The following is an 18,448-nucleotide window of genomic DNA, read 5'->3' as shown; positions in this document are numbered from 1 at the left end:
GACATGAGAATAAAACAAACGAATACATTGCTTAGCGCACTGGCGTTTGCCGTTGTTTTTGCAACTGTGTCTGTTCCTACTATGTTGGTTGCCAATAATGCTGTTGCTCAGGAACAAAAAGCCAGTGATAAGAAAACCCGTCGTGTTCCTACACTTCGCGGCAAGGTGTACGAGCAATTAGCACGTGCACAATCAGCTGCCGATGATGCAGGCGATGTAGAAGAAGCTATTGCTATTCTTAAAGAGGTAGAAGAAAAAGCTAACTCTATGAATAGCTATGAAAAAGCCATGATGTATAACTTTTTCGGCTTCATTTATTACAACGACGAAAACTACGATAAGGCCCTAGAATCGTTTGAGAACGTAGTGAACCAGCAGCCTATTCCTGAAAAGTTCGAAATGTCGACCCTCTTCAGTTTGGCGCAATTGCATTTAATGCAAGGTAACTATGATAGAACGATAGAGTTTATCGAACGTTGGGAAGTATTAAACAACGGGGTTATTCCACCTAAAAATAAGGTGCTAAAAGCACAGGCTTATTATCAAAATAAGCGTTATGACGACGCAGCTGATTGGATCACTCAAGCCATAGTTGAACATGAAGCAGAAGGTATGTTGCCAGATGAGTCATGGCTTATTCTTCAGCGTGCAGTGTTCTACGAACTCAAGCAGCCAACTAAAGTAAAAGATGTTTTGATTAAGCTAGTGAAGCTTTATAGCGAACCAAAGTATTGGATACAGTTAGCAGGCATGTATGGCGAGCTTGGTGAAGAGCGTAAGCAGCTTGCCATTATGGAAACGGCTTACCAACAAGGTTTTGTATCGTCACCTGCTGATATCTTTAACATGGCTCAGCTTTATTACTATCATCGTGCACCGTATAAAGGCGCATTGTTGATGGAACAAGCCATGAAAGAAGGGGTGCTTGAAGAGAATCTTCGAAACCTTAAGTTTTTAGGCCAAAGCTGGACTCTCGCCAAAGAGCAAGACAGAGCGATTCCGGTAATGATGCAAGCAGCAGAATTATCAGAAGACGGTGAGTTAGATGCTCAGCTAGCGCAAATTTTGCTTAATGAACAGCGTTGGGAGGAGGCGATTACCTCCGCCGATCGCGCGATTGAAAAAGGCGAGATGCGTAATCCTGGCTTGGTGTACTTGATTAAAGGCATGGCCCTTTATAATCAAAAGCAGTATGCACTTGCGCTTAACCAGCTTGCTGAAGCTGAAAAGCATCAGAAAAGCCGTGCTATGGCGCAGCAATGGAAACAGTTTGTTCAGTCTGAAAAGACACAAGCTGAAATCATTGAAGCTGAGCTTGGCAATAGCTAGCACGCTTACACGCGAAATAAAAAACGCCGCAGGCATCTACACGAGCCGGCGGCGTTTTTGTTTGTATCAGGGTAATTATTAGCCCAATAGGCTGAAGTCTTACTCTTAAAGCCGTTGGCTAAATGACAACGACACAAAATCTAATCCTGGATTAGGCTTCTTAAAACCTGCATTCGAATAGTGAAAGTAGCGCAGAGACACGCGGTATTCTTGGTATTGCCCGAACGTGGTTGAAAACCCAATTCTATCTTCAAACTGATAATGGGTAGACACGTCTTTACCTGCAAACTGTGTATCATCTAGTAACGACACGCCAATGCCCAACTCTAAATCGATAGGCTTGTTAAATACTGTGGTAAGTGGAAAGCGTAAAATAGGTGAAAGGGCGAGCACTACATTTGAGTCGTACTGATTATCGTCACCATATTCCCAAAAGTTAGCACTGGTTTCCATGGTTAAGGTCATAGGCCAACTTACATTTAAAGGCTGATCGATATTATATTGATAGGCTAATTTGATGCCATTTACCGCACCCTCTCCACGTATGAAGTCGATAGCGTAGCCATGAGCGCTTTGTGTTGGTACTGGCCATAAGCTAGGCGATTGGCTCTCGCTGCTACTAGCAGAAAATGGGGTAAATAATAGTACAAGTAATGCAGCAAGGGTAAAAATGTGTGTGTTAGTCATAGTATGTTCCTCCAACGCCCTATATGAGGGAGGAATATCGGTAACCCAATTCTAAAAAAAGACGTGGTTTATTCGATTAAATATGACAATTTTATTCTGATAATGTAGAGGAAAATGAACTAACAGGTTATCGTTAAAACCTGTGGTTTCACCTTAATATTCTGCGCTATTAACTGCTTTCGCTGATTCGCGCCACTCACAGAAGGCTCAGACCGTTAAGGCTAAAGGAATAAAGGCTCTAGGAATAAAAGCTTAAGGAAGCAAGGTTTCTATTGATGGGAGTTCATTTCTAGCTTCAAGTTCATTCCAATACGCCTTTGTTTTTAATACTTCCTCTTTGATAGACAAAAAAGTAGATACTAATTCTGGGTCGAAGTGCTTGCCCGATTCGCTCTCAATGTAGGCAAATGCTTCTTCATCTGGCCACGCTTTTTTATAAGGGCGCTTCATCGTCAGGGCATCAAAGACATCTGCAATCGCTACAATGCGTGCGCTTAGTGGAATTCGTTCACTCTTTAATGAATAAGGATAACCACTGCCATCCCACTTTTCATGATGATAGCGTGCAATTTCTGCCGCCAAGCTAAACAAGGGGGAATTACTGCGGGTTAATATTTCATACCCAATTGCCGCATGGGTGCGCATTACTTCCATTTCATCATAGGTAAGTCGCCTAGGGGCTTTTAAAATACTATCGGGGATACCTATTTTCCCGGTATCGTGCATCGGCGCGGCTTGTGCCAGTAATGAGGCGTCGTCAGGTGACCAACCAGAGGCTAAAGCTAAGCACTGACAATAAGCAGCCATGCGCCAAATGTGATGGCCGGTGTCAGTATCGTTGTAATGTCCTGCAGCAGCCAACATACTAATCGCGCTTTGCTGACTACGAAGCAACTCCTGCGTTCTGATTTTAACTTCTTGTTCAGTTACTCTTACTTGATGTGCTAACGAAATGTGAGTTTTCACTCGAGCAAGTACCAATGCGGGGGAGATAGGCTTAGTAATATAATCTACTGCGCCTAATTCAAAGCCTTTCTCTTCATCTTGACCTTGACCCAACGCGGTAACAAAGATGATAGGCACTTTAGCCAGCCTGGGGGCAAGTTCTGGTGACGTTTTAATTTGTCTGCATACCTCATGCCCATCAATACCCGGCATCATAATATCGAGTAAAATAAGGTCTGGGGTGAACTGCTCTACAACTTTCAATGCAATATGCCCAGTGGGCGCTACTTTTACTTGGTAATAAGGCGACAAAATACCCTGCAATAAATCGATATTTGCTGGCTCGTCGTCGACGACTAAAATACTAAAATCCGTCTTTTTCGATTTTTGGTTATCAGCCATTTAGCAGTGTATCCCTTAGGCGTAAAAGTTCTTCAAGTGCTCGGCCGTAATCGTAAACACTAACAAGTTGCCTTGCATGGTTTAATGCATGTGCCGATGCTGATGATGCATGTTTGTTGTATAGCGCTGATAGCAGAGACACTGCCTCAGCATCGTAAGATTCAAGGCTTGTGATCACCGCTGATAAATCTGAGATAGATAATGTCTCTTCTACTTCTTTTTCATCATACTCGTTTGGCAATGAAAGCGTATGAGCAATAAGTCGAAGAGTGGCGTCTAAAGCGAAAGAGATGTTAGATATCTTATGCGCATAATTAGACTTGTTTTCAAGGCTGCTTGGTAGCCCTTCTAGCGCGGCCACCAAGGTATCAGCTCCTATTTTTTTTGCATCGTCCAAGAGCGAGTTAATGGCATCATGCTTTGAATCGTTTTCAATCATGATATTAATAAGCTGCGCGAGTAATTCTGCATTTCCGTAATTTGAGTAAAACTCAGCGATGGACGTAAGATAGGGGTCGTCACTGTCATGCATGTTACTTAAATTGGCAGAAGTATGGATGTTGATATCGATGACATGTAATATTTCAGCCGCGCTTGCGGGTTTTAACAAGTGCGCGCACATACCTACGCTAGCCCCTTTTTGTATGTTCTCGCTACTACTATCAGCACTAAGTGCAATAATAGGGCAGTGCCAGCCGTTTAAATTATTGAGTTCTTCAGCAACAGTGAATCCGCTTTTTTTGGGAAGAATACAATCGAGCAGTACCACATCGAAGTTGTTACTCTTACCCAATGCCAAGGCCTGCTCACCAGAGGTTGCAGTGGTGACTTTCAACCCTGCATCAAGTAAAATTTGTTGCGCTATTTCAAGACTAATACTGTCATCATCAACCAATAGGGCGTGCTTTCCTGCTAAGCGTCGCTTACGCCAGAGCTTACTTTCCAGTCCGTCGGCGTGCGTTGCTAACGTGGAACCAGAGGTTGGAAATAATGCCCGTAAGATGTGAACATCGGTAAAAGGTAGCTCTATTATATTAAGCATGTTGAGTTTGACAGATTGTAATCGTCGCTTGGCTTCTTCGGTGTCGACGGGAGTGACAATACACATCAGGTTCAAATTTTCATATTCACCAAGTTTTATGTGGTTGACGAATTTTTGCCAAGCTGCGGGCTTAGCGGGAAGTAACACAATTACATCATGACGGCTGGCTGGGAACGTATCTGCATTCCCGTTAATAAAATGGCAAGGTATGGATAGTCGCGACAGTGTGTGAGCTAAAATATTGTTCGCTTCATCCATATCTTGACTGGTATTCACACACAGCAATGGATGATTCAATTCCCGCATGGGCGCGGCTTGACTCGCATTTATTGAGATTGTCTCATTAGCCTTTTCATGAACCATTCCAGGTAGGGTAAAACAAAAGTGAGTCCCTTTGCCAAGCTCACTGGTGAATTCAAGTTCACCATGCATTAGCTCAACTAAGCGCTTACTAATGGCCAACCCTAACCCAGTGCCGCCATACTCCCTCGAAATTGACGCATCTGCCTGCACGAAGGCATTGAACAGTTTTTCTTTGTTGTCTTCATCAATGCCAATACCAGTATCGCTCACACAAAAAGAAAGCGCCTCTCCTTCTTGGCTAACGATTAATTTAACGAAACCGTGACGAGTGAACTTAATTGCATTTCCCAGTAAATTAACCAACACCTGATAAATTTTGTCACTGTCACCTTTACAGGTAACATCTGTGTCTAAACGCATATCGAAAAGTAACTGTAGGTGCTTTTGACGCGCTTTATGCTGAAACACTTGCGCGAGCTTGTTCATCATATCGGCAAGATTAAAGTCAGCGCGGTGTAATTCAATTTGTTGGGCCTCAACTTTTGAAAAATCTAAAATGCCGTTTATTAGCGTGAGCAACGAGGTGGCGCTGCCTTTCACCTTCGACATGTAGTTCTGTTGCTGCGCTTGATTATCACTTTCAATTGCTAAATGAGTTAAGCCAATAATGGCATTCATAGGCGTGCGAATTTCATGGCTCATTGTGGCTAAGAAATCACCCTTAGCTTTGTTAGCGTTAGCGGCTTCTTTGTAGGCGTGCTGTAGCTGCCGTTCTAACCCTTTCCGGCCACTTATATCGCGAAATACACCCACGTGCCCGTTAGGCTCACCATGAATGTCCTCAAGGGGAACTGCAACAATTGAAATCGGGAAGATCCGTCCTCGCTTATCGGTAAAGAAGTCTTCATCGGAGCTATAGGTTTTCCCCTCACGAATAGCATGATTAACGGCACAATCATCTCTTGATAAAAGTGTGCCATCTTCTTTTTGATAATGAACCGCATTGTGGAATCTATGGCTTTGTAAATCCTCTAATTCCCACCCTAATAAACGTGATGCTTCAGGGTTTAAAAATTGAGTTTTGCCTTTGGCGTCTACAGCATATACGCCTTCACCAATGCTATTAGTAATGCTTTGATAAAACTGCCTACCTGTCTCTAGCCTCTTTTCTAACCTTTTCTGATTGGAAATATCGGTGCACAGCACGACCAAGTTTTCAACACGGCCTTGGTCATTAATGTTGGGTACGATGGTACAAAATACAAACCAAGGGGTACCGGATTTAGTAATACTTTGAAGCTCGCCGTGCCAAATCTCACCTTTAAATAAGGATTGCAGAATACCGAGGCGTGTAGACAACGGAACATTTTTAACATTGAGCATATCCGCATTGTTCCCGATAAGCTCGTCTCGAGTAAATTCAGATAACTGACAGCACTTATCATTAGCACTTAAGATAGTGCCGTTTAAGTCGAGCGTGACTACAATGCTGTGCTGATCCATTGCTCGTCTCTGGATCAGCATGTCGTTTTCTTTGTGTTGTTGCTCAGTAATTAAGTCTAAAACTAAGGTGGACAGCGAGGCTAGGCTAGCAATGTCATTATCAATTTCAGGTCGCGCTTGCGCCGTTAATAATGCATTAACCGATTGAACAAGGTTATCTGTAATGGTGGCTAATTCTTGCGGCGAGGTTTGCCCTTGTTCTAAAGTCGGCCTATCCGTACTACTTTTACATGCGTACCCGCCGCTTGTTGTCTCATCTTCGGCCTCAAGACCATGTTGACGGTATGTATTGTCAATAGAGGCAAGCAATGCACTAAGCCCCGTGGTAAGGCGGGATGCATCATGATTGTCTAACAAAGCAGTTTTATTGAGTATATCGTCTAACCAAAGTTCGCCTTCTTCTTTGTTTTCACAAGAAAATGCAGCTTTGATTTGCTTGATTAAAAGGGAGTTCACAGCGTTGGGGCAGACTTACGTTGGGCTTAATAGATTATTTATAGAACGGAAATGGTATTGCAGCAAACAAATCAGGTTATTCTTTGGTAGCAATAACCTGATTTTATTCACATTAACGGCAAGTAGCGCTAAGGCAATTTAGGCTGAACGTAGCTCTCTACGGAGTATTTTCCCTACGGTCGATTTAGGCAGCTCTTCTAAAACGGTAAGTTCCTTAGGGACTTTGTAATTGGTTAAGCTTTCTTTGCAAAACGCAATGATGTCATCGTTAGTAACGGGTTTGCTTACGGTGATGAACGCGCATACTCGCTCACCAGATTTATCATCTGGTTTACCGACTACAGCGGCTTCCATAATATCTGGGTGGGCAGTGAGTACATCTTCTACTTCATTAGGGTACACATTGAAGCCAGAAACAATAATCATGTCTTTCAAGCGATCGACAATTTTAAGTGCGCCAGATGCTACCCAAACGCCGATATCACCAGTTTTGAAGTAGCCATCTTTGGTCATAACTTTTGCGGTTTCATCGTCTCTGTTCCAATAGCCCAGCATAACTTGTGGTCCACGAACCGCAATTTGCCCTGATTCACCCTCGGCCACTGGATTATCGTAGCTGTCTAGCAAGGCAACTTCAGTATCTTGCAGTGGTTTACCAACAGTACCAATTTCTTCCTCGCCAGGTAGGTTAAAAGAAACTACTGGCGCGGTTTCTGACAACCCGTAACCTTCAGTAATAGTATTGCCGGTTACTTGTTTCCATATAGATACCGCGCCTTGAGTGAGGGCCGTACCACCAGACATAGTTAAATGCAGTTTTGAAAAATCGAGCTTGGCAAATTCTGGGTGACGACCCAAACCAACAAACAACGTGTTGATACCCGCAAACGCGGTAATTTTGTGCGGCTTTAATGTTTGAATGAAGCCGTCGATATCGCGAGGGTTCGGAATAAGCACGATATGGCTGCCCTTTGCGAACAGCGCCATCATACAAACCGTAAAGGCATAAATGTGATACAAAGGAAGTGGACAAACTACCACTTCTTCACCTTCTTTGAAGAAACCGCCTAGGTGGTCAAGCATTTGAACGCTATTGCTCATAACGTTTTTATGGCTAAGGGCTGCGCCTTTAGATACACCGGTAGTTCCTCCTGTGTATTGCAACATGGCAAGGGCTTCAAACTCTGTTTTAGGCCTCACAACTGCGGGCAAATCTGCACCGGCGTTAATCGCATCAGTTAACGAAACTGTACCTGTCATAGTTGGCGCCGTAGCAGCATCTAATAATTCAGTCGCCGATGTAGCAACGACGGTTTTAATTTGCGTGTCGCTTTTAATGGCATCAAATTTTGGCAGTAAATCACTTAAGATAACTAACGCTGTCGCGCCGCTATCAGTAAATTGATGCTTCATTTCCCGCTCGGTATAAAGCGGGTTAGTGTTAACCACTACCAAGCCGGCGCGCAAAGCAGCATAAACGGCAATAGGGTTTTGAATGAGGTTAGGCAGCTGGATAGCAATTCTGTCGCCAGCTTCTAGCTTGGCTTCATGAGTGAAGTAGCGCGCTAAGGCAGCAGATTTTTCGTCTATTTCTTTGAAGGTAAGGGTTTGACCTAATGCGGTATACGCAGGCTTATCAGCATGCTTAATAAGAACGGCTTCAATATTGTCGGCCAGGCAAGTAACGTTTTCTGGGTACGTTAACATAATGCTTTATCCTGAATGAGAGGTTTCAATGAAAGATGACTATGCCGCTACATTAACAAATGTTCATTTTTATTTACATACCTATTACATTATAGCTAAATATTCACCTCAGTGATGATTGCTGACAGTTTGAATAAATTTGAATAGGTTTGGGGATTGCTGGTTTGAGCAAGGTTTAAGCGTGTATCCAGCGTGATATTAGTGTTGGGAGTGGCGCTGGGAGTACTGGCGATTAGCTATTTAAAAGTGGACCCGACGTACTCGTTGCCCGCAATAAGCCATAAATGAAACCACCTATTAACCCTGCGAAACATTGAAGTAAAAAGCCATCATACCCACGTGCGCCTGCAATAAGCGTGACGTTAAGAATAGGCTGCATGGCAAGTAACGCGACGGCAATACTGCTTGCACCCGCCACGCTCGTTAACGTGATAAAGCGAGGTTTAGTAATGTTGTGCTTTATGGCGTATTTACGAATGATAGTGACAACCCCGAACGCAAGTAACAGTGCAACAGAGATAATAATGCCATAAGTGGGTAGCAAACCTACTACATCCTTCCATGCGGTAGATAGCCAGTCGGAGAGTGATATTGCCACCCCAAGATTGGATAGTGCGTTTAGTACTTGAAACGTGTGTAAACTGCTAGCCACTAGAAAGGTTGCTAACCACGCAGGAAGAAAACTTTTGATAAAAGACCACATAACCGCTGTTTCCGCTGTTTACGCTATTTTAAGGTGTTATAACAATCAAACTACTATTGCATGCTAAGGTAGCTTAATAAATAGGGGGAAGGAAATTATGTTTAGCCGAAGCGGGTGGGCAATGCTTGGTATCAACAAACTCGATACTAAAAAACTAGCTAATAGAAAACTAGACAATAAAAAGCGTGTGAGCACAATACGTGGAAATGAAAACTACCAGGCGCGTCGACCTTCACGACATGTAACCTTGATAATGCTTACGTGCTTGAGTTCATTATCAACCTACTGTGCTTCAGCAGATACCTCGGGTAAACGTACTATTGAAGAACAAGCCTCTAAAGCACTAACTTCTGATACGGCAATAACTAGGGTAATCACCGATGCTCTGCATTACCCCAAAGCACTTTTGCAATTGCCCGATAGCAGCTGGCTAGTGGCAGAACGAGACGGCACGATTGTCACCGTACCTTCTACTGTGGGTAGTTCTGGCAAACCATCTTCGCCCAAACAAGCCGAGTCAGCACAAGCATCAGCTCGAAAAACCTTGGCTCAACAAAAATTACCCCTTCCACAGCTTTATCAAAAAGGGCAGGGCGGTCTGCTGCACATGGCGCTTTCTCCTGATTTTAGCACTTCGAAAGTCATTCTTTTTTCGTACTCGAAGGGCACCGACGACGCGAATCGTTTGGCAATCATGCGCGGAGTTTTGGCTGATAATGGGCAAATTGAAGCACTCACACCAGTAATAGAAATTAACGACAGCAAGGCTACGCCAGTGCATTTTGGTGGCAAGCTGGTGGCCATGGATGATGACACTTGGTTGGTGACTACAGGAGACGGTTTCGATTACCGCGAGCAGGCCCAAGTATTAAGTTCACAGTTAGGGAAGGTGCTTCATTTTACCATAGAAGGAAAGCCTGCCTCGAATGTGCCTTTTAACAATGCACCGTTTGTTTACACCTTGGGGCACAGGAACCCACAAGGGTTAGTGAAAATGCAAAATGGTGACGTTTACTTGCATGAACACGGCCCAGATGGCGGCGATGAACTAAACAAGCTTACGTCTGGTGCGAACTATGGTTGGCCGGTGGTTACGCTAGGAAGGGACTATTCTGGGGCAACCATTTCCCCCTTTAATCAATACGAAGGCATGGTTAACCCACTCGTGGATTGGACGCCATCTATAGCGCCATCATCCATGGCGATATACAACCACAATACTTTTCCGGCACTCTCTAATCACTTGCTTGTTTCTGCCTTAAAAGCGAAAGCGCTTTATGCGGTTGACGTATCAAGCCAGCCTTTTCAGTATCGAAGAGTTTTTTCTTCAATAAATCAACGGGTTCGTGATGTGGCAGTAGGGGGCGATGGCGGTGTTTATGTGCTGACTGATGGGGAAAGTGCCAAGCTTATACAGTTACTACCACCTGATCCTTCAGTCGCGGCTACTAGCTCAGAACTAGCTCAGATTTATCACATTGAATCTAATAATTAGAAAATATTGTAAAATTACAACATTATTGTTTATTATTTCATCTGGTTCGACCATAAATACGAGAAATACCTAAGATAAGTCGTGCTTTGTATAGCTCGCTTTTCATATTGCCCAAAGAAGCAATATAAAACGAGCTTAACGCTAGATGTTTATTCTAACTCAATGATAATTAGTAATTATTTTTTGTTTTAGTCAATTGGCGTTTAACTGCCAGATTAGAAAATTGTCAATACGCTGAAGTTAATGAAAAGTGTAAATGGGGCTTTGCGCCATTCTGCCATTTTCTAATGATTACCTGATGCTTAAAAATCAGTTAAAATAACCACTATAATTTCATGCGTATAGCTAAGACCGACGTATAATTAACCCCTGCGTATAAAAAATACCTACGTATAACCAAGACCGAGAGAATTATATGAGTTTGTATTCAGAATACATGGCCGAAATCGAGACCCGTAAAGCGGAACTTGGTTTACACCCTAAGCCTATCGACAGTGCTGATTTACTGTCAGAAATTATTGCTCAAATTAAAGATACGAATAACGAGCACCGTGAAGACTCTCTTAACTTCTTCATCTACAACACACTGCCAGGTACAACAAGTGCTGCAGGTGTTAAAGCCGCATTCCTTAAAGAAATCGTACTAGGTGAGTCAGTTGTTGCTGAAATTACACCTGAGTTTGCGTTAGAGCTGCTTTCACACATGAAAGGTGGCCCGTCTGTTGAAGTACTTCTAGATTTGGCACTTTCAGACAACGAAGCCGTTGCTAAGACAGCCGCTGAAGTAGTAAAAACACAGGTTTACTTATACGAAGCTGATACAGAGCGTTTAGAAGCGTCTTATAACGCAGGTAATGTAATAGCAAAAGACATTCTTGAGAGCTACGCAAAAGCAGAGTTCTTTACTAAATTGCCTGACGTACCAGAAAAAATTGATGTAGTGACTTATATTGCTGCAGAAGGTGATATCTCTACTGATTTACTTTCTCCAGGTAACCAAGCTCACTCTCGTGCAGATCGCGAGTTACACGGTCAGTGCATGATCACCCCTGAAGCACAGCAAGAAATTGTTGAGCTAGGTAAAAAGCACCCTAACGCTAAAGTCATGCTTATTGCAGAAAAAGGCACCATGGGCGTAGGTTCTTCGCGTATGTCTGGTGTAAATAACGTTGCACTTTGGGCCGGTGAAGCAGCAAGCCCTTACATTCCATTTGTGAACAAAGCGCCAGTGGTTGCAGGTACTAACGGAATCGCACCTATCTTCTTAACCACGGTAGACGTTACTGGCGGTATTGGTTTAGACCTTAAAAACTGGGTTAAGAAAACTGATGCTAACGGTGAAGTGGTTCGTGATGAGAACGGCGACCCAGTATTAGAGCAAGCTTATTCTGTTGCGACTGGTACTGTGCTAACTATCGATACTAAAGCGAAGAAACTGTTCAACGGTTCAGAAGAACTTGCTGATATATCAAGCGCTTTCACTCCGCAAAAAATGGAGTTTATGAAAGCGGGTGGTTCTTATGCGGTAACGTTTGGTAAGCAATTACAAACTTTTGCTGCAAAAGTGTTAGGCACAGACGTTCCTGAAGTTTACGCACGTTCGAAAGAAGTATCTGTAGAGAACCAAGGCCTAACTGCTGTTGAAAAAATCTTTAACCGCAATGCGGTAGGCGTTAAGTCTGAGACCCCGCTTCACGCTGGCTCAGACGTTCGCGTTAAAGTAAATATTGTAGGCTCACAAGATACAACCGGTCCGATGACATGCCAAGAGCTAGAGTCAATGGCAGCATCAACGATTTCTCCGCTTGTAGACGGTGCATACCAGTCGGGCTGTCACACAGCATCGGTATGGGATAAGAAAGCTCAAGCCAATATTCCTAAGCTTATGTCTTTCATGAATAACTTTGGCGTAATCACGGCACGTGACCCTAAAGGGGTTTACCATGCAATGACTGACGTTATTCACAAAGTATTAAACGATATTACCGTGGACGATCGCGCTATTATCATTGGTGGTGACTCACATACGCGTATGTCTAAAGGTGTCGCGTTCGGTGCTGACTCAGGTACGGTAGCGGTAGCGCTTGCGACAGGTGAAGCGGCGATGCCAATTCCAGAGTCGGTTAAAGTAACCTTTAAAGGTCACATGAAGAGCCACATGGATTTCCGTGACGTTGTTCATGCTACTCAAGCTCAAATGCTTAAGCAATTTGGCGGCGAGAACGTGTTCCAAGGCCGAGTTATTGAAGTACAAATCGGTACTTTGCTTGCTGACCAAGCGTTTACCTTTACTGACTGGACGGCAGAAATGAAGGCGAAAGCCTCAATCTGTATTTCTAACGACGAGACTATGATCAAGTCGCTAGAAGTGGCGAAGAGCCGAATTCAGATAATGATCGACAAGGGCATGGAAAACGATGCCAACATGCTTCAAGGTTTGATTGACCTTGCTGACAAGCGTATTGCTGAAATCAAGTCTGGTGAGAACCCTGCACTAGCACCTGATGACAACGCGAAGTACTACGCTGAGGTTGTGGTTGATTTGGACCAAATTGAAGAGCCAATGATTGCCGACCCAGACGTAAACAACGACGACGTTTCTAAGCGTTATACCCATGATGTTATTCGTCCAGTGTCTTTCTACGACGGTAAAAACGTTGATTTAGCCTTTGTTGGTTCTTGTATGGTTCACAAAGGTGACATGCAGATTATCGCTCAAATGCTTCGCAACCTTGAAAAGCAAAATGGCAGTGTGTCGTTTAACGTACCACTTGTTGTTGCACCACCAACATACAACATTGTTGATGAGCTTAAAGCGGAAGGCGATTGGGATATCCTTACTAAGTACGCTGGTTTCGAGTTTAACGACGACAAGCCGAAAGAAGCAGCACGTACTAAGTACGACAACATCATGTACCTAGAACGTCCAGGATGTAACCTTTGTATGGGTAACCAAGAAAAAGCAGAACCTGGTGATACGGTAATTGCTACCTCTACGCGCTTATTCCAAGGCCGTGTTGTTGCCGACTCTACCGAGAAGAAAGGCGAGTCACTTCTTGGTTCAACACCATTGGTAGTATTGTCTGCTGTGCTGGGACGCTTCCCTACTATGGACGAGTACAAAGCTGCGGTTGAAGGTATTAACCTTACAGACTTCGCTCCACCGGCTGAAGATATGGCTGTTGCGCCTAAATTTTCGCCAAGCGTTGCTGTTAAAACAGTAAGCTAAGTTCAAACTTAACCTTTGGTTAATTGAAATTTAGTGTGAAAGCCTCAACCTTGGTTGGGGCTTTTTTATATATATGTTCCTACCTGATTCCCACCTGTATTCCCGCCTGAATTCTAAACCTTCATGTAAACCCGTCCTAAGCCCAGTTTACTCATAAGTTGAACAGCGTAAGCTTTTTTGTTTTTAACAAGAATGCGGACATGAATTTCAAACCCTTTTTCTTACTACTAATACTCGCGATAAGCTCGTTTCCAGCCTCATTGGCCGCTCCCGTTCCTGACGCAATGTCTAACGCTGCTAAGCCAATGCTTAACCCCATTACAAGAGTGCCCAAGCAGACTGTTCCGCCTATCCAAACCGCAGCGACCTACACGGCAGGTGATAACATCAATATTGCTGAGTATTTCGTAAGCGAAAAATTAGATGGCGTTCGGGCCCGCTGGACGGGAGTGCAACTTGTTACCCGAAATGGGAATAAAATTTATGCACCTACGTGGTTTACCGACAACTGGCCTGATGTAGCCCTTGATGGAGAGCTATGGACGCAGCGGAGCAGTTTTGAATCTATCGCTTCAATTGTACTTAGCCATACGCCTGATGAACGTTGGAGGGCGGTGAAGATGATGGTGTTTGATATGCCCGTCAGCGATGTACCTTTTGCCTCGCGCTTATCTACAATGGAATCATTAGTGAGGGGAGCCGATAGCAGCAGTTTGGCTATGGTCCCACAATTTACGCTGAGTTCTCAGCGGCTGCTTGAAGCGAAAATAGATGAGGTCACCGCAAAGGGCGGTGAAGGCTTAATGCTACATCACAAAGCGGCCTTTTATCAGAGCGGGCGCAGTAATCAGTTATTAAAAGCGAAACGGTATAGCGATGCAGAAGCCCAAGTGATTGGCTATGTAAAAGGAAAAGGGAAGTTCGCTGGCATGATGGGCTCTCTTATTGTAGAAACGCCTGAGGGTATACAATTTAAAATTGGAACAGGGTTTAGTATAAAACAGCGTCAATATCCGCCACCACTGAACAGCTGGATCACCTTCAAATATTTTGGCTTAACAAAAAAAGGTATTCCCCGCTTTGCGAGCTTTAGGCATATTCGTCCAGCTAAAGACCTACCAAATTTATAAGGCGTTATACCCACCTGTGGTATTCAAACATAGCTTGGTTTTAACGGTGGTAACCTCCATGCTGCTAATGACAGGGAGTGATGACTGGTAATGATGAAAGAAAGCGATAACAGAAATAATAAGATGAAATATTAATTAGTTTTAAAGTTTAATTTGTTTCTTATTAATAGCTTTAATCGTTCAATATTAAGTGCGCTGAATGGCGACTATAAACGAATAAAAAGCCTCAAAAATTTAATTTAGGCAGGTTAATCGTTATACTGATGAAGTATTTTTAATCAGACCTTGCGTCAAGACCGTACAAGACCGTTTATCCCCATTGCGCAAGCGACATCAAGAGGAAGACATCGTGTTACAAGACTATCGCAAACATGTAGAAGAACGTGCTGTTGAAGGGATCCCTCCTAAGCCGCTAAATGCTGAACAGGTAGCCGGCTTGGTTGAGTTAATTAAAAATCCACCAGAAGGCGAAGCAGATAACTTATTAGAATTGTTATCTGAACGCGTTCCTCCGGGCGTGGATGAGGCCGCTTATGTAAAGGCGGGGTTCTTAAGTGCTATCGTGAAAGGCGAAGATAGCTGCTCGTTAATTTCAAAAGAAAAGGCCGTTGAGCTTCTAGGCAATATGCATGGTGGATACAACATCGTGACATTGGTTGAGCTTCTCGACGATGACAACCTAGCGCCCCTCGCCGCTAAAGAACTTAAGCACACGCTGCTCATGTTTGACGCCTACCATGATGTTGAAGAAAAACACAAAGCCGGAAATGAATTTGCCACTGATATTATAAAGTCTTGGGCAGAAGGTGAATGGTTTACGTCGCGTAAATTAATGGACGATAAAATCACTTACTCAGTATTTAAAGTGACCGGTGAAACCAATACCGATGACTTGTCACCCGCACCCGATGCCTGGTCGCGCCCTGATATTCCCCTTCACGCCTTAGCGGCTTATAAAATGACTCGTGACGGTTTAGAGCCAGAAGAGCATGGCGTGAAAGGCCCAATGAAACAAATTGAACAGGTAAAAAACCAAGGTTATCCCGTTGCCTTTGTGGGTGATGTGGTAGGGACTGGTTCATCACGTAAATCGGCAACCAATTCCGTGTTGTGGTTCTTTGGTGAAGACTTACCCGGAGTACCTAATAAACGCGGCGGCGGTGTCTGTATTGGAAGTAAAGTGGCCCCCATTTTCTTCAATACGATGGAAGATGCCGGGGCCTTAGTATTTGAAGCTGATGTAGAAAAAATGAATATGGGCGATGTTATCGACATCTACCCGTTTGAAGGCAAAATCACCAATCATGAAACTGGCGAAGTATTAGCTGAATATGACTATAAATCTAAAGTAATTTTAGATGAAGTACGCGCTGGTGGACGAATTAACCTTATTATTGGCCGCGCGTTAACTGAAAAAGCACGAGAGACATTAGGCTTAGGCGCAACAGATTTGTTCCGTACCCCAGAGCAACCTGTCGATACCGGTAAAGGCTATACTCTTGCCCAAAAGATGGTAGGTAAAGCGTGTGGCGTTGAAGGCATTCGCCCTGGCACCTATTGCGAACCTAAAATGACCACAGTGGGCTCGCAAGATACCACAGGTCCTATGACGCGAGACGAGCTAAAAGATTTAGCCTGTCTTGGTTTCACTGCTGACTTAACCATGCAGTCGTTCTGTCACACCGCGGCCTATCCTAAGCCTGTTGATATAGAAACCCAGCACACCTTACCAGATTTCATGATGAACCGAGGTGGTGTATCGCTTCGCCCAGGCGACGGCATTATTCACAGCTGGTTAAATCGTATGTTGTTGCCAGACACGGTAGGTACAGGTGGCGATTCACACACCCGTTTCCCACTGGGTATTTCATTCCCTGCAGGTTCTGGCTTAGTGGCGTTTGCTGCAGCAACCGGTGTCATGCCCCTTGATATGCCTGAATCCATTCTGGTTCGTTTTAAAGGCGAAATGCAGCCAGGTATTACCCTGCGTGATTTAGTACACGCCATTCCGTTATACGGTATTAAGCAAGGCTTGCTCACCGTAGAAAAGAAAGGCAAGATTAATGCGTTCTCTGGTCGCGTGCTCGAAATTGAAGGGCTTGAGCACCTAACGGTAGAGCAAGCATTTGAATTATCTGACGCATCAGCAGAGCGTTCTGCGGCAGGCTGTAGTATTAATCTGTCTGAAGAGTCTATTGCTGAATACCTCAATTCAAACATCACTATGCTTCGTTGGATGATTAACGAAGGTTACGGCGACCCACGTACCCTTGAGCGCCGTGCTCAAAAGATGGAAGAGTGGTTGGCTAACCCTGAACTTATGCGCGCCGATGCGGATGCTGAGTACAAAGAAATTATCGAGATAGACCTTAATGATATTAAAGAGCCTATTGTGTGTTGTCCCAACGATCCTGATGACGCGAAAACCTTATCAGACGTAGCCGGTGAAAACGTAGACGAAGTCTTCATTGGTTCGTGTATGACGAATATTGGCCACTTCCGTGCTGCAGGTAAATTACTTGAGCAGTTTAATAAAACCTTACCTACCCGTTTGTGGATGTCGCCACCGACGAAAATGGATAAGGCTCAGTTAATGGAAGAAGGCTACTATAATATTTATGGCAGGGTAGGCGTACGTACAGAAATGCCTGGTTGTTCACTGTGTATGGGCAACCAAGCACGTGTAGATGCAGGCACCACAGTGCTGTCTACTTCAACTCGTAACTTTCCTAACCGTTTAGGTGATGGGGCGAATGTGTACCTTACATCGGCTGAATTAGCGGCGGTAGGCGCTATCGTTGGCCGTATTCCTACGGCAGAAGAATACATGGAATATGCGAGTAAAATTAACTCCATGTCGTCTGAAGTATTCCGCTACTTAAACTTTGATAAAATGCCAAGTTTCAAGAAGGCTGAAGAAGAGGCGAAGGCCAATATCATTCCAACGTTGAATGTTGCCTGATTTAGTGTATAAACTACAAAGCCGGGCACAGTAAGTGTCCGGCTTTTTTTATGGGTTAAAGGAATGTCTAATGGCTAAAACTACTTTCATTGCAATCGCGCTTTTTGTGCTTCTAGGATATGGCGCTTTGAATGCCAGCGCACAAATGGAACCTAGCGTAGAGTTTGATCAAATCACCTTAACGATTGACGGCAAACTTTATCAAATGGAATACGCGCATTCTTTTGAACAACGTGCCCAAGGGTTAATGTTCAGAGAGTCACTGTGTGATGATTGTGGAATGTTCTTTAAGTTTGCATCGTCAAGATACGCCAGTATGTGGATGAAGAATACGAATGTTGCTTTAGATGTCGCCTATATCGACAGAAATGGCGTAATTACAGATATAAAACCTCTAGAGCCTCACGACCTAACGTCGGTGCAGGCCACTAAAGAGGTACTCTACGCGCTAGAAATGAACCAAGGGTGGTTCGCTTCACACAATATAAGTGTGGGTGACCAGATAGAAATTAATCGTTAAACCGGTGCGAATAATCTATTCGCCGGTCAGTATCG

At 43.9% G+C, this 18,448-nt stretch carries 11 protein-coding genes; 6 read left to right on the top strand and 5 right to left on the bottom strand.

All coding sequences use genetic code 11. From position 1 onward, the window contains the following. The first annotated feature begins 3 nt into the window (after positions 1-3). Complete coding sequence (locus tag J8L84_RS05960) at positions 4-1,329, top strand: CDC27 family protein (protein ID WP_211069879.1); 1,326 nt, start codon at positions 4-6, stop codon at positions 1,327-1,329. A 105-nt stretch (positions 1,330-1,434) separates the two neighbouring features. Here J8L84_RS05960 and J8L84_RS05955 read toward each other — a convergent pair whose 3' ends face one another. From J8L84_RS05955 to J8L84_RS05935, 5 genes are all read right to left on the bottom strand, one after another. Beyond that, the gene (locus tag J8L84_RS05955) at positions 1,435-2,016 is read right to left on the bottom strand and encodes an acyloxyacyl hydrolase (RefSeq protein WP_211069878.1); all 582 of its coding nucleotides are present in this window, start codon (positions 2,014-2,016) and stop codon (positions 1,435-1,437) included. 252 nt (positions 2,017-2,268) lie between these two features. Next, entirely contained in the window at positions 2,269-3,363 is a 1,095-nt protein-coding gene (locus J8L84_RS05950) for a two-component system response regulator (protein ID WP_211069877.1), read from the bottom strand. Continuing rightward, entirely contained in the window at positions 3,356-6,667 is a 3,312-nt protein-coding gene (locus tag J8L84_RS05945) for an ATP-binding protein (protein WP_348771813.1), read from the bottom strand. The genes J8L84_RS05950 and J8L84_RS05945 overlap by 8 nt, the downstream gene beginning before the upstream one ends. Positions 6,668-6,805: 138 nt before the next feature. Next, positions 6,806-8,374 carry an AMP-binding protein gene (locus J8L84_RS05940; RefSeq protein ID WP_211069876.1) on the bottom strand — a complete coding sequence of 523 codons (1,569 nt, stop codon included), beginning with the start codon at positions 8,372-8,374 and terminating at the stop codon, positions 6,806-6,808. A gap of 232 nt (positions 8,375-8,606) precedes the next feature. Continuing rightward, the gene (locus J8L84_RS05935) at positions 8,607-9,077 is read right to left on the bottom strand and encodes a hypothetical protein (RefSeq protein ID WP_211069875.1); all 471 of its coding nucleotides are present in this window, start codon (positions 9,075-9,077) and stop codon (positions 8,607-8,609) included. Positions 9,078-9,174: 97 nt separating this feature from the next. Between J8L84_RS05935 and J8L84_RS05930 the strand changes: the two genes are divergently transcribed. The 5 genes from J8L84_RS05930 (at position 9,175) to J8L84_RS05910 (ending at position 18,413) form a co-directional block, all read left to right on the top strand. Continuing rightward, positions 9,175-10,572, top strand: a complete 1,398-nt coding sequence (locus J8L84_RS05930; RefSeq protein ID WP_247670591.1) for a PQQ-dependent sugar dehydrogenase — start codon at positions 9,175-9,177, stop codon at positions 10,570-10,572. A 415-nt stretch (positions 10,573-10,987) separates the two neighbouring features. Then, positions 10,988-13,801, top strand: a complete 2,814-nt coding sequence (locus tag J8L84_RS05925; RefSeq protein ID WP_211069874.1) for a bifunctional aconitate hydratase 2/2-methylisocitrate dehydratase — start codon at positions 10,988-10,990, stop codon at positions 13,799-13,801. A gap of 200 nt (positions 13,802-14,001) precedes the next feature. Then, positions 14,002-14,931, top strand: a complete 930-nt coding sequence (locus J8L84_RS05920; RefSeq protein WP_211069873.1) for a DNA ligase — start codon at positions 14,002-14,004, stop codon at positions 14,929-14,931. Positions 14,932-15,280: 349 nt separating this feature from the next. Further along, positions 15,281-17,893, top strand: coding sequence for a bifunctional aconitate hydratase 2/2-methylisocitrate dehydratase (acnB, locus tag J8L84_RS05915; protein ID WP_211069872.1), 2,613 nt, complete (start codon positions 15,281-15,283; stop codon positions 17,891-17,893). Positions 17,894-17,963: 70 nt separating this feature from the next. Next, entirely contained in the window at positions 17,964-18,413 is a 450-nt protein-coding gene (locus J8L84_RS05910) for a DUF192 domain-containing protein (RefSeq protein ID WP_211069871.1), read from the top strand. Positions 18,414-18,448: the final 35 nt, after the last annotated feature.

It is taken from the genome of Alteromonas sp. MMG017, from assembly GCF_018100795.1.
Taxonomy (GTDB): Bacteria; Pseudomonadota; Gammaproteobacteria; order Enterobacterales; family Alteromonadaceae; genus Alteromonas.
This window is presented reverse-complemented; position numbering and strand designations above follow the sequence as displayed.